At 60.1% G+C, this 13,346-nt stretch carries 13 protein-coding genes; 1 reads left to right on the top strand and 12 read right to left on the bottom strand.

Features of this window, described 5'->3' with window-relative positions:
• Nucleotides 1-28 precede the first annotated feature (28 nt).
• Entirely contained in the window at nucleotides 29-1,045 is a 1,017-nt protein-coding gene (locus tag K7H93_RS09695) for a hypothetical protein (protein WP_230783443.1), read from the bottom strand.
• Nucleotides 1,046-1,987 (bottom strand): SAM-dependent methyltransferase, encoded by a 942-nt coding sequence (locus tag K7H93_RS09690; RefSeq protein WP_230783442.1) that lies wholly within the window; start codon nucleotides 1,985-1,987, stop codon nucleotides 1,046-1,048.
• 65 nt (nucleotides 1,988-2,052) lie between these two features.
• On the opposite strand from K7H93_RS09690, the gene K7H93_RS16050 reads away from it, so the two are divergent.
• Nucleotides 2,053-2,625 (top strand): helix-turn-helix domain-containing protein, encoded by a 573-nt coding sequence (locus K7H93_RS16050; RefSeq protein ID WP_276530711.1) that lies wholly within the window; start codon nucleotides 2,053-2,055, stop codon nucleotides 2,623-2,625.
• A 96-nt stretch (nucleotides 2,626-2,721) separates the two neighbouring features.
• Here K7H93_RS16050 and K7H93_RS09675 read toward each other — a convergent pair whose 3' ends face one another.
• The 10 genes from K7H93_RS09675 to K7H93_RS09630 form a co-directional block, all read right to left on the bottom strand.
• Nucleotides 2,722-3,309 (bottom strand): hypothetical protein, encoded by a 588-nt coding sequence (locus tag K7H93_RS09675; RefSeq protein ID WP_230783441.1) that lies wholly within the window; start codon nucleotides 3,307-3,309, stop codon nucleotides 2,722-2,724.
• 91 nt (nucleotides 3,310-3,400) lie between these two features.
• The gene (locus K7H93_RS09670; protein WP_230783440.1) at nucleotides 3,401-4,195 is read right to left on the bottom strand and encodes a hypothetical protein; all 795 of its coding nucleotides are present in this window, start codon (nucleotides 4,193-4,195) and stop codon (nucleotides 3,401-3,403) included.
• Between the two features lie 11 nt (nucleotides 4,196-4,206).
• The gene (locus tag K7H93_RS09665; RefSeq protein WP_230783439.1) at nucleotides 4,207-4,890 is read right to left on the bottom strand and encodes a hypothetical protein; all 684 of its coding nucleotides are present in this window, start codon (nucleotides 4,888-4,890) and stop codon (nucleotides 4,207-4,209) included.
• 190 nt (nucleotides 4,891-5,080) lie between these two features.
• Entirely contained in the window at nucleotides 5,081-5,932 is an 852-nt protein-coding gene (locus K7H93_RS09660) for a 3'-5' exonuclease (protein ID WP_230783438.1), read from the bottom strand.
• 86 nt (nucleotides 5,933-6,018) lie between these two features.
• The gene (locus K7H93_RS09655; protein ID WP_230783437.1) at nucleotides 6,019-6,912 is read right to left on the bottom strand and encodes a 3'-5' exonuclease; all 894 of its coding nucleotides are present in this window, start codon (nucleotides 6,910-6,912) and stop codon (nucleotides 6,019-6,021) included.
• 213 nt (nucleotides 6,913-7,125) lie between these two features.
• Nucleotides 7,126-7,776, bottom strand: a complete 651-nt coding sequence (locus tag K7H93_RS09650; RefSeq protein ID WP_230783436.1) for a hypothetical protein — start codon at nucleotides 7,774-7,776, stop codon at nucleotides 7,126-7,128.
• A gap of 313 nt (nucleotides 7,777-8,089) precedes the next feature.
• Entirely contained in the window at nucleotides 8,090-10,819 is a 2,730-nt protein-coding gene (locus K7H93_RS16085) for an LPD7 domain-containing protein (RefSeq protein ID WP_230783435.1), read from the bottom strand.
• Nucleotides 10,816-11,301: a hypothetical protein gene (locus K7H93_RS09640; RefSeq protein WP_230783434.1), complete on the bottom strand. Its 486-nt coding sequence runs from the start codon at nucleotides 11,299-11,301 to the stop codon at nucleotides 10,816-10,818. The genes K7H93_RS16085 and K7H93_RS09640 overlap by 4 nt, the downstream gene beginning before the upstream one ends.
• 139 nt (nucleotides 11,302-11,440) lie before the next feature.
• Nucleotides 11,441-12,286, bottom strand: a complete 846-nt coding sequence (locus tag K7H93_RS09635; RefSeq protein ID WP_230783433.1) for a hypothetical protein — start codon at nucleotides 12,284-12,286, stop codon at nucleotides 11,441-11,443.
• Between the two features lie 346 nt (nucleotides 12,287-12,632).
• On the bottom strand, nucleotides 12,633-13,265 hold the full coding sequence (locus K7H93_RS09630) for a tyrosine-type recombinase/integrase (RefSeq protein ID WP_230783432.1): 633 nt from the start codon (nucleotides 13,263-13,265) through the stop codon (nucleotides 12,633-12,635).
• Between the last annotated feature and the right edge of the window lie 81 nt (nucleotides 13,266-13,346).

Raw genomic sequence — 13,346 nt, 5'->3', positions numbered from 1 at the left:
ACCGGCCCATGAGTTCTCCGAGTACGATCTAGCGCCCATATCGTCCGGAGACGCTGCAAAAGTAGTACACTGGCTGGGTGAACTCGATGGTGAAATGCTTCTCCGACGATAAGTTCGCGTTTCTTGCGTCCACGATGATCATCTCCGGTGACAGATAGCTATGTATAAGGAGGTCGGTGACGGGTCTTCCCACGCATTTCAGTAGGACCGTTTCCGGCAGTTCCATGCCGTAAACGGTGACCGTGTTTTTCGCGAGCCGTATTCTATGCTCGGAGTGGACGATCTTGGCGAACGAGATATGACCAAGATCGACGCTAAATGGCCCCGACCAAGGCGACAAGCACTTCCAGTTGCGAAGCTCGGGCTGGACCGAGCCTTCTGCCTTGAGAGCACGAAGCGCCAGCATGTCGATCGAGCCATCCGCGCCATGCAGGTTCAGCTCGCCTTTCGCTGCATGGCGTCGCGATAGGTCTTTAAAAAGCTCCGCGAGCTGGGGCGCCGGGTCGCTGCAAGATCGAAGCTCGAGGTCGAAGGTGTCAGGTTGCAGGTCTTCGCCCAGACCCGAAACGCTGATGATGTGCGGAAATTCTCCGGTGTAACGTTGCCACTCCGTCCATCGCAGTTTCGTGTCGAGCACGTCTGCGGCGATACCGTATGTGCTGAGCCAGGCGGCGAACGTCTTGCGAACCCTTTTCAGCTGCCCGTGAACCGCATCGGCGATGCTCCGGTAGCCTTCATATCGAAGCGAGGTAAGAACATCGTCCACCAAAGCAGAAGCCCATTCGACGTCGGTGACCTCCAGATCATAGAAGATATGCTGGGCGTCCGCAGCGCAGTACGCGATCTCTGCGACGAGCCCTTCGGGAAGGGCGAACGTGAACAGACAGTCGGGACACTCCATTCCCCGTTCATTTTGGGTTTCGATGGAGACGATCTTGGCCGCCCCATCTCCCCGCTCGTCGAGATGCTTCGCTATGTTCCGGTGGACGGCGCTCATGAACGGTGAGAGAGCCTCCAAGCCTTCCCGGGATTGCCAGATCGCCATCTAGATGGCCTCTCTCTTCTGTGTGTAGAGATGCACCACTTCGGTTTTTGCAAGGCTGGGATTTCCAGAGGTGCGCTTTGCTAGGGTCTGGAAATCGAGCGCTTTCATCACCGCTTCGAGGTCGTCGATCCCTGGCGCGGCCTTGAGGAAATAATGCGCGCTGGGTTTTGCCTTCAGATCATGATGCACCCTGCCAGCGGCAGTACCCACCCGCTGCATGGCAAAATCGGCCTTGTGAGCATCGGGCGGATCAAGAAACTGAAAATCCGCGTGCGTTTTGGGAAGAACGATCTTTTGCCGCCGCACGAGTTTTCGCACCCAGATCTGGAAGGTTGCAGGTACATCCTTGCGCTTACCCTCGAACATGAAGCTGTCTTTTGGGACAGGCGTTTCGGCAAGCATATGGAACCGGGGGTCGAGGCGGTTTTGTACCGATACCTTCTGAAAGGTCAGCGGCACGATGAAGGCGATCACACTTGCCGCTGTTGCCGCATGATTGAAGAACCTGACCGCCAAGCTCGCATTCTTGCCGAACGGCGGATTGCCGATGGCGATCAAATTGCCGGATCTCGGCAACTGCATTCGAAGAAAATCGGCCTCGACTATTCCGGGACCTTGGGGATCGATGTCGAAGGCCAAGCTTCCGGGAGGCAGAAGGCGAAGAAATGCGCCTTCACCCGCACTGGGCTCCATGAATACGGGCGGGTTCGAGCGGCCTGGATCGTGTTCTGCAAATTGGCCATAAAACCAGTCGAAAAGCTCTTTTGCGACCTCGTCGCGCGTATAGAACTGGTCGAGATGCCGTGCCGTCTCGCGGCTCGAGAGCGCGGTCCCAAGCGCAGTATCGGAATTCGAGCACGGAGGTTTCTCAGCAAGTCCAGAGGTTCGACTGACGTGTTTAGCGGCGTCCGCATCAAGCGGGAAAAGAGATAGCTGTTCCATCTCCCAGCTTGTGGCGTGGGCATTTCTTGTTTATGCAACAACGTCACAGATGCGGAGGTGATTTTTTGAAAAAAACGTATCGCTATCGTTTGCCGGAGGGTTTTGTGGCTCTCAAAAACAATGTCGGCGAGTTGCTTCGCGATGCTCGTGAGGCGTCATTCGAATATGGCGAGACGCCAAGGAGAGAATTCGCTCAACTGGTCGGCGTTTCGCGCGAGACCCTGTCGCGTATCGAAAATGGAACGCGATGGCCGTCCTATAGAACGCTCATGGAGATCATGGGATTGCTCCGCATCGAATGGAGCCACATCGCTATCAAAGGCACAAGTTCGAAGAAACCAATTCGGGAGACGCCAGAGACGTGCTGCCAGCTCGGTGAGGCGCTTCGTGCCGGACGCAAATCAGCAGAATTGACTTTGCGGCAACTCGCCGAACGCACTGGAATGTCAGCAGCGCAGCTGTCGCGCATCGAGAATGGTCTATTCGTGCGGGGTGGGCATATCGAGATCCTGCCTGGTAAAGGCAAGAAAAAATTCGACGATTGCACGATCGTGCGGTTCACCCATCCCGTTCTAGAATACCATGCTAAGCTGGGGGGCTACGACAGTGACATCGGCAGGCGACTGGATTACGACTAAGTCGCTGGGTGATCGTCCATTGCAGGCGAGAGAGGACGCCCTTTCCCGGCGAGGCGAGAGTGGATGCAAAAAAAGGGCGCGTGATGCACCCCCTAGTTAGCGTTGAACTCTTGTAGTCGACTTTCTCGCGCGCTCGATAGCTTGCCATGCTGCATGGCTTGCAAGCAGGTTGCGGCGACGATGCGGGGCGCAGGATCTGAACAGCCAGTAGACCCACGCGGCCTGCGCTTCGCTGCTAAGCTGACCGACCCTTTGCAGGGGCGATGGGGCGGAGCTTGAAAGGGTCAGTCTCCCAATGGCCGCCGAATGCGCAAGGATATCCCGCGGCACAACTGCAAACACATTCGACAAAAGCCCGACGCACGGTACGAGATCGAAGAACGACGATGGGAACTGCGCTTTGGCGATCCGGCGCCCCCGGGCGTGGGGCTGGTCGGGCATGCAGATCAGGGCTTGAGTCTCGGGTGTAAACAGAGCGCGGATGTCGCCGCGTATGCGTTGCGGATCGTAGCCCGCGCCATAGCCTTGGGCAGACAGCGCAAACTTTGCTTCGGCATGGCCATGTCGGGCGCAGACGAACGCACCGAACCCGAACGGGCGCAATGGCTCGAATGTGTGCGGAGGCGGTAGGATGGAAAGGACGACCATGCGCTCTGGGATGGTCTTAATGATCCGATTGCGCATGATAAGGTTTCCTAAATAGGAAGCGGGCGGCATTCCGATTGAATGCCGCCCGCAAAGATGGGTGGTAAGGTACTGAGATGAATCGACCCTCTTAGGGATCGGTGAATGCCGGTCGATCCGCAAAGGCCAGCTGCAACAGGTGATCGCTCAAGGACTGTGCACCCTTGCGCGCTGCAAGTTCACCCCAATCCTCCCAGCGATCGAGGCGATGCGCGAGCCAGGCGAACATCCGGTCGCGCGCGTGATCGTCGGGGAACGACATCGACCACAATACCCGTGTGAGCGGAATGTTGTTGCCGAGCTGGGCGCCCATTAACTTGATACCGGGCCGATCCGCGATTGCTTCACGGACAAAGCGGTAGGGCAGATCGCGAGCGAACGCTTCCTGCGAAGCCAGCACGCGCTCGCGCTCATCCCTAGTCTCACCTCGGTCGAGACCCATCCGCGGCGTCAGGGCAGGAAGGCCGATCGGCAAGGGTGCCGATCCCGCGCTGCGGGTCGATGCAAGCATGACGAGCACGGCCCGTCCCTCCTGGGTCAGATCTTCGACGCGATTGGTGGATGTTAGCCCAACGCCTTCGAGCCAATGAGCGTAGAATGCCTGCAGGTGCCAGAGACCATCGAAGAGATCGCGCACGCTCTCCTCGGTCTTCACCACCCGGCGGTCGATGGCGACGAGGACCGCCAGCAGGAATTCCAATTCAGCCTCGACTGCATTGGCAGGGTGATGGCCCATGCGAAGTCGGTCGGTCCAAAGGTAGTCGCGCACGCTATCCCAGGCATTGCCGTCTTCGTCATAGAGCCACTCACCATCTTCGCTGGCCACAAGCCAGTAGCCCCATGGCAGGTTCGGGTTGCGCTTCGCGGCGTAAGGAATGTCGTCCATGATCGCCTCCTTCACGTCTTGTCCGGTTCGGTGTCGGGGGCGCCCAGCCTGAGCGTAACCCCACCGGAAAAGGCAGAGGCATGCTCGATCGCCTTGAGGGAGCGTGCGAGCGATCGGGTTTCCTCGTAGACGTAGTCGATCGAACGATAGACCTCGCCCTCCTCGCGATGCAGGGGTGGCTTGTAGCCATCGGGGACGAGATCGCCGGGCTTGTCGCACCCGAACCCGAACCACCACGTGTCGTCCGAGGTATTCTTTTGGCGGCCAGCCGGGTGCGCACGTTTGTTGGTGCGTCTTTCGCTAACGTGACAGATCGCGATCGATTCCCGCTCGTGCTTGCGGCAGGACTCGGAATAGTCGAGACCGCGATGCGCCGAGATGTCGAGCTCGGCAGGGATCGCATCGTAGGCGAAGCCCCAGAGCGGGTGGCCGATCGGGACGGCGACATACCCACCGAGGACGCCGCTCGCCTGGCGCAGGATGATGCAGGACAGGCCGCTCTCGGCATCGACCCACGCCAGTTTGTCGGGTTCACCGCTCCACGGGCCTGCCTCACGCGGATGGCGTTCGGGGTTGCGGTACAGCTGGAGGGGGTGGATTTCGGTATCGCCGATAGCGAAACGCTGGTCCGGCTTGGCGAGATTGGTGTTTGACTTGATTGGCGCGATAGCGCGGCCGGGTTTCTTCCTGGGCATTGGGCATTCCTTTCAGGCATAAAAAATGCCGCGTGTCCTTCGCTGGACAGGCGGCTTGGGGATGGCCTCGATAGAGGCCGACGTTCACTGGAGTGCGCTAATGGTTCGGGCCGCGCGCTTCGCCCTTCGTTGCAACCGCTAGGTCATTGTCTTTTCCTCCCTCTTATTGCCGTCCAAAAACCTTCACCGATCACGCCATTTCGGGCGCGCGAAAGACCGTGCCACGAAGGCCTGCTTCTGCGTGGCGTGCTCGGGCCCAGGGCGCGAAGGTCCGCTTGCAGAACTGCGAGCTCGGAAACGCCTCACCAAGCGTCTGCGCGAGCGCCAGCAGCGATGCGGGTCGATCGATCCGGATGCGTCCTGCGGCACCCAGCTGCATCATCGCGATAATGCTGGTGGTGATCACATCGGCGAGTACCTGTTCTTCGACCTCGCGCCATGCGCCTGCTTCGACCAGCGGCCCGATGCTCTTGCTCGGGCTGGGCTTGGCAGGAATGCCCATCGCTGTCGCAATTTCGGGCAGGTGCACGGTCTTCGCTGCGACCGATGTGGCAAGACACAGATCGACTTTGCGATCGCTGTGCGGGTGAAGATCGGCGATCTGAGTGGGCAGCACCAGGTCCTGCATCATCGCGACCTGGCGTAGCACGGCGAGATCCTTGGTCTCGCCGCCCCATGTGACAAGCTTCGCGTCGGGCTCGGCACGAAGCGCGTCGAAGAACGCGGAAACAATGGCCGCCTCGCTCTTGGTCTCGGCGGTCAGGACGATCGGTTCTCCGATCTCCGGGAGCGGCTTGCCCGCGACGAAGCGCAGCACGATCCAGCTCGCTGCCGCGATGCGATGGAAGGGCCAACGAATGGTCGGCTCCGCGCTTGCTCCTTCGGCAACCCGGTAAGCGTGATGCCGATCACGGTCGTAAGCATATTCGAAGTCGGCGACGACGATGGTTTGCGCACTGTCGACCTGATTGCTGGCGTTAGCGCAAAACAGGCGCGCATCCTCGGCCCATTGGTCGAGGCAGTTGGGTATAGTGGTTGTCACGAAAATCTCCATTGGATAGCGCCCCCGTCCCCGCGCATCGCGCGAGGAGGGCAGGCGGTGATTGGAATGTCGGTTGAGACGAGCGCTTAGCGATGCCGCTCATGCGCGGTGATCTGCCGCGTGGTCATCGCCGGAAGGCCATTGCGGTAGCCCCAGGCCTGCTCGTGTTCGACGCGACCGGGCGCGAGCTCGATTTCCCAGAACCTCTTCGGTGCATTCCAGCGGTAGCCGCGTGCGCGCAGCGCCTCCTTCTTCGAGAACGGCGCACGCTCGGCCTGGACCATCACTGTGGGTCGCTCGGACGCGTCGATCAGGCGGGCGAGATATGTGCGAGTTTCAGTTTCGCCGGGCCCGCGCTGGCGGTGCTGCAAGAGCCAGTGCAGGGCCCATACATCGGCGGCCGCACGGTGCGCGTCGGAGAACCATCCGACGTGTGCAAGAAGCGCTGATTGCGACCGCCCGTCGAAGCCCAATTGCAGCCAATCGATTTCACTGCACGAACAGGCCCAGGCTTTGCCCGCGAGCTCGGGATAGCGGCGCTCGATAAAGCCCGCATCGAAGCTCGCATTATGCGCCACGATCAGGTCCGCCCGGTCGAGCAGTCCGCGCGCGAAATCATCGTCGATCTTGTGGCCCCGAAGGTGCTGCGCACCGAGGCCGGTCACCATGGTGATCCGGGGGTCGAGTTCGCGCTCGGGATCATCGAGCCAACTGTGGGGCATCGAGTGTCCGATCACCTCTCCGCCATCGTCGACAAAGACGAGCTGGATCGCGAGTTCGATGATGACGTCGTTCTCGCTGTCGAGGCCGGTCGTTTCGGTGTCGAGGATCGCGATGCATTTGCCATCGGGCACAGGGCCCATTCGGGGCAGCGATGTAAAGGGTTTGGGCACGCGCCGCAGCACGCGGTATCCCTCGCAGGCTTCAAGTTCCATCGCCAGCGCTTCGGCGTCTGGCGACAGGTGGTCGGTATTCAGCATTTCGGTTTCTCCTGTTGGTGAAACCGGCGAGGCGGGAGCCGAGCGCTCTTGCTCTTTTCCCTTCAACCTGCCGGCTTCAACCGCCAGGTCATCCTTCAGTATTCCGATATTCGAGCCGCGCCGTCGCAGGCAGTCCGGTCTTTTCCATCTGCGGGCTCAAAAAAGGGGATGGCCGATTAGCCACCCCCGGTAACGTGGTCCAAAGTCTCGATATCAATCTCGGTAGTCGTACCGCGACATATCGATGCCAGCTCCGTCGCCGCTCTTGGAAGCTGCCGAGCTGCGCATGGGGTATTCCCGGATATTGAACCGGCCCAGCTGCTCGACCAGACCGTCGTAGTTGGCGCGCAGTTCTTCAAGCCGGGCTTCGGCCTGCTCGGCACGAGCAAGGTTAGTCGCTGCCAAGGTCTTGGCGGCGTCGCGTTCATTCAAGAGCGTCTCCAGCTTGAGGTCGGCTACCAGCTCTGCTTCGCGAGCTCTGTCCAGTTCGGATTCGAGCGCGACGATTCGTTCTCGCAGCAGGCCTTCGGTCTGTTCGCTTCGATGGCGACCCTCGACAATGGCCTTGCCGGCAAGCCCGGTGACGAGGCTGACGATGTTTTCGCCGTGCGCGCGAAGGTGGTGTTCGAGTTCTTCTCCAAGGCCCGCCGGTGCATGCCCGATCTTGTCGAACCCTTCGGAGAGCTTGCGCTGCTTCCAGTCCTCGAGCTTGGTATAGATCGACTCATTCGCGCGCGTCATGCCGAGCGCGGTTGCTATCCGGTTGCCGGTAACTTTCTCGATGTCATCGCCAGCCTCCCTGAGCAGGTCGTTTGCCACCGCATCGACATGGGCCTGGGTGTTCCAGTCAGTACTTTTCTTCATGGTATTCTATCTTTCCGCGTTTGCTCCAGCGAATGCAGCGAAAGTCGCTGGTTTCGCTGGTGGTCCGGTGAGAGAGCCGATCGCGATGAGCGTCCGACTTAAATTCACGGGCAAACGCGGAGATCATCGAATTCGCTATTGCTGCGAAAACAGCGAATGCAGCGAAGCCATGGAGCGCACCGGCCAAGGCGTGCGAGGGCTTCTGCGCACCTCTCGCGATGGGCACGCCATCGGGTGGCAGCGACCAGCACGTGGTCTATTGCAGGGCCCAGCAATGCGAGGCGGATACCGAGGATCAGGAGAATGACGGCCGTCATCGCTCCACTCCCTGTGGGGTGGGATACAATGGTTTCGACCGCCTACTGTTCTCAATTTGACCATGGTCCGGCGTTGGCGACTGCGGCAAGCCGGGCTTTGGAGGCGCATTTTCCTCGGGAGGCGGCGTGTCCTTCGCTGGTCGCTTCGCAGGAAGCGGCGGCTCGTCTACTTGGACGTTGCTGAATCCACCGTTCCGCTGGCTTTGGCGAGTCAGCTCTCGTCCGATGTCCTTGGCGAGAACATGGTCGCCTCGGATCAGTGCGCGTCTTCTTGGTGCTTCACCAGGCTGCAACCCCGGATCATATGCGAAGCGATCGGGCCTTGCCCGCGCGACCTGGATCAACCGATGGAAAATCGGATCGCTGCGCTGCGCTCTCCAGAAATCCTTCGCCCACGAGGCTTGCCGCTCCTCTATCTCGAGTTCGCCATCGACGATTCTGGCCGCACCTGAAATAAGCGCTGCCGCGATCAGTCGGCGTTTGTCGAGCTGGATCGCCTCGATTGCTCTCAGCCTATTCTGGATCTCACGATCGACCAGCACTTCCGGCTCGGATCCGAACGCCCGGGCGAGGCGCTCATCGTCCAGAAAGCGGTATTCCTGACCTTCGAACTTTTTGTGATAACGAGATGCAGCAAGGAAGAGCCGGTTGTGATCGATGTCCTCGTCGAGCTTGCGCCACGCCTCGATCAATATTGGATCGTCGCCTTTTGCGATTGAACGGGTCGGCTCGCGCTCGAGATACACTGCGATAAGACCTTCCAGGCTCATGCCGAGCGCCGGGCGCGCAAGCCCCGTTTGCGTATCGACGCGCTTGTCGCGGGCTTGCGCGGCCGCCTGCCTCGCCCGACGCCGGTCATCACGTGTCGCATAAAAGCGCCATGAGACATCGAGAATGGGCGCAGCCGACCGACCGGCAATCGCATCGAGATGCGCCTTGCCTGTCTCCGCCTGCTCATCTTCGAGCACGATGCCGAGCTCTGCTGCGATCCTGACCGTATCGAGGGCCGCTCGCTGCGTTCCTGCGATACGCACCCGGCTGTACTTGTCCTCTGCGATCCGGAGCGCATCAATGTTCACCTGTCGACCCGTATCGCTGACCGTCACCAGATTGTCGGTTTCGACGAAGGCGATGGTCGGCTCGCCCGAGGTGCTCCGGAGCCAATACTGGACTTCATTGTCGACGCGCTTGATTTCGTAACGCTGCTCCAGGTCGCGTGGTGGCTTATTCCGGTCCTTGCCAATCCGGAGGTGGCCCCAAATGATGAGCCGCACAGCTTGCCAGCCATTGGCCTTCTTGCTCTTCGCCCCAGCCTTATCGGATCCCTTCCTCGTTCGCCTTGCCCCCTTCGCAATCGCGAACTCGCGCACCACGGCTTCTTCCGATCGGCGGCGCGATGCCTGCTCGGCGACGGCCTCATTGTGCCGGCAGCCAAGCTTGGCATCCTGGATGCTCTGGCGCCTGCGCTTGTCGTCCTTCGATACGTGCTCCTCGATTCTCGCGATCTCGGGCTTGAGATCCGCTGCTTCCTGCTTCGCGCGCGCATCATGGTCGATTTCGGCGGTCGTGGTCTCCTCCGGTGGACGGTTGAATACCGGCATGGTCAGGGGGCGCAGATCGAGCTTCCCGCTCGGCGGTTTGAACTCGGCCTTAAAGCGATCTGAAAGCTTGCCGAGTGCAGCATTCGCGTAGGCATCACCGGCGCCCACCCATTCGCCGGTCGGCTGTCCGTCCGGACCGATCGCCTCCAGGCGGCCCGTATTGCCAACCTTCACATAGCGGATGCCAAGGGGCGCAAGCGAGCGATGGGTTTCCTGCCAACCGCCCGATTGTTTGATCCGCGGTGCCACCACGACTTGCACATAGCGTTGAAGCGACCAGGGAGTGCCGGGCTCGATCCCTTGGGGGGCTTCGTTCGTAGCGACAATCGCGTCGTGCTCTTGGCGCACTCGTTTCATCAGCCCGCCATCGGGTCGCTGGCTGCCGTCGCGACGCACGCGGTTTTTGTCCTTGGAGCGAAGGATACGACCCGTGCGATCCGCAACCTGCGTTCCAGTCAGAAATGCGAATACGCCTTCCTCGGTCGCGATGTAGCGTCGCATCGGTTCCGGCCGCAGACGGTCGTCACGCTCGACCACAGCGATCGCCACCTGCGCAGCTTCCTTGAACCAGCCATCGGCGAGTGGCTTGCCTTTGCCCTTGGCATCGACCGACAGCAGGTTGCCATGCCCGTGGACCTGGGGCTCATTCTGCTTGGAACCACGCTGCTCGCGGTGATAGGCTTCCAGTGACGGGCAGCCCGATGCCTCGAGCACATGACGGATCGTTTGGTTCTGCCGGGCGAGCCTGTGTGGCTCGAACATTTCGCCGTTACGATGCGACCATGTGTAGTGGTAGAAATGATCGAGACCGGCTGCAGCTGCGGCCACCGCAAGCCGCTGAATCTTCTTCAGCGTATCTCCATGGCCAAGGCCGTGGCTCGCCGAACCGATGACATCGTGATCGTCTTCGCGCACGATATACGCGCCCGCACGCGTCGCATCGGAAACGAAGTCGGCCTCGATCATAGCCTCCTCATAGCCATCCCTCTGCACACGTTCGATCTCGAACCCGTTGATATAGCTGCCGCAACCATAGACGATGTCGAACGCGTTCTTCTGGGCCGTGCGGGGCCGGCCCCCGGTGCCATCGGGGGCAATGGCGTAGCGCCAGATCTTGATGATCACGCGCTTGCCCTTCCGCGCTTCTGGCGAGTGGCAGCGCGGTGCTGCCGAACCTCCCAGTCCGCACACGCCTCGCTATAGGTTGCAACCGATGCGATGAGGTCCTGCGACAGATCGACACGGTGCTCATGGCTTTCCAGCAACCGTGAGATGAGCGCGTCTACGTCCTTCTCGATCTTCTCGATGGCAGCGTCGCGCGCCTGCGATGGCATCGTCTGCGACACCTGTCGAAGAGCAGTGAGAGCCCGCACGAGATCTGCAACGAGATGCAATTCGCCTGACAGCTCGTCGGCCAGCCGCATGAGCCGCGCCGCGACATCATGGCGCGGGTCTGCATACCCTTCGTCGAACAGCACGCGTTCGCGCACGTATTGCGATACATTCCGGCTCGCGGCGTTCTCGATGCGCTGCTTTTGCTCCTCGCTTTCCCAATAGACCGTAGTCGCGAATTTCTTGCGGTCATCGCCGTCCTTACACCTGCTCATCGCGCGCGGTCCCAGTTCGGCGCACGACGTGCGACGGCACAAAAACCCAACGTCACGAAGCGCAGCGACACGATGTTGGCAGGGGCGGACATTCCGCCCCCATCCTGCTTAACAGCTACACCCCTTTCGGCTGGGGTTCTCATGACAGGGGTATCCCGAGCTTCGCCATCGTCTGGATGAAAAAGGTCTCGGCCTCTTCGCCGAGCCTTTCCATTTCGTCTCTGGCCCAAGGGTCAGAAGCGAGTATGCGGCCAGCCTCGCGGATGGCCTCCATGTCAGTGGATTGCCAATACGCGCGCCAGAAGGTCTTCGCGGTCGAAGAGTTTAGCTCGTTGAACCTGAAGGGCACTTCGCGGGGGCTGCGTGGCAGATCGTCGATGGACGGCTGCGCTAACTCGGGGGGCGAGGCCTCATGGTTCTCATCGTCATCTGGGATGTTATCGAAGCTGTCGATATGGTCGAAGACGTCGAGCTCGACGTCCAGTGCCACGAGAAAATCTGTGCCAGGGCCATAGGTCCCGCCGGACCGCAGTTTGGTCCTGAACTGCCCAAGATAGCCGATCCAGCCTTCGAGCCAGCTGACCTCGTCGGCGTGTAGGTCGAGATCCGGGTAGGCAGCCCGCAACTTTTTGACCACTAGCTTGGGATAGAACTGCGTGCTGTTGCGGGCCTTACGGTGCAGGTCGGCGGCCAACCAGCCGAACGCTTCCGACCAGAGTTCGTACTTGCCGCCACGACGAATTTTCTCACGCAGGCTGGCGAGCATGGGTTTCTCCATGATGGCCAGCTCCTTGGCTTCCGGCCCGTTCGGGAATTTCTTGGCGAGCCGCACTTTCTGGCGACGCTCGCGCTCAGCCTTAGACAGGACGTTACGCGACCGTTGACCTTTTTGGGGAGGCTTGAGCTTACCTTCTGCCCCATCTGTCTCACCTACCTGATGCTCAGCTTTTGCTGAGCAATCGAGTCCGCTGTCTACTCCGTCCATTTCTCTTGCCTCCGTTGATAATACGAAGGGTTTTAGGAAGGTTCTCTCGTACAGCCAACGCGGCCGGTTTCGTGGCAGGTATTCCGGGACGCTACCACTAGAGTTCTCGAGCTTGAATTAAGTCCGATCAGCTTTGTTGTTGTTGAGGGAAGATCAATCATCGATCGTGGCCACGTTGCATACGCAATGCCACGACTGATATTGGGCCGCAGGCAGACAGTCCGCTAATGGCTGAAACTCGTGAACAGTTGCCATTCCGCTCACGCCCCTATCTCGATCGTCCGACCTCGCCAGGCAGATGCCCCAAAGCGGCCGACCGAGGGTCCACGGCCGACCGCCCATTGGGTCAGATTTCAGTGCGCTCTGCTAGAAGAAGGGCGTCTTCGACATCGACGCCGAGATAGCGGACCGTGTTTTCGATCTTCGTGTGACCCAGCAAAATCTGGATCGCACGAATGTTGCCGGTTGCCCGATAAATCATCGCGGCTTTTGTCCGCCGAAGCGAGTGCGTTCCGTATTCGGACTTTCGAAGACCGATCGCAGTCACCCATTCATCGACGAGGCGGGCATACTGGCGTGTGCTCATATGCCCGGCATGATCGACCCTGCTAGGGAAGAGGTAATCGCCTGTCGAACCACCCCGTCGTTCCAGCCAAGCTAATAACGTCGCTCGCACATCGGCGGTGAGTTCGAACTGTACTGGTCTATTGGTCTTCTGCTGGATGACGGTCGCGCGATTGCGGATGTCACAGCCGGCGACGACGTCGCCAATCTTGATCTTCACCAAATCGCAGCCGCGCAGCTTACTGTCGATGGCGAGATCGAAGAGCGCCTTATCCCTCAACCGGCCTTCTCGATCGAGGTGAAAGCGTATCGCCCATATCTGTTTTTGCGTTAGTGGACGCTTGGTGCCGACATTTTTGCCAGCGTTCCAAGCCACGCGTCTCTGCGTGGCATGATCAAATCGTGAGTATCCCATTGTCTTTCTCCTTGGCCCTCAATGGCCAAGGGAAGAGCAACCGAAGAATATGAAAATCTGGGCCGGAAGCTGACTGCCCGC

The organism is Citromicrobium bathyomarinum, assembly GCF_021021475.1.
GTDB lineage: Bacteria > Pseudomonadota > Alphaproteobacteria > Sphingomonadales > Sphingomonadaceae > Alteriqipengyuania > Alteriqipengyuania bathyomarina.
The sequence above is the reverse complement of the archived record's forward strand: the minus strand, read 5'-3'. Positions and strand labels throughout refer to the sequence as shown.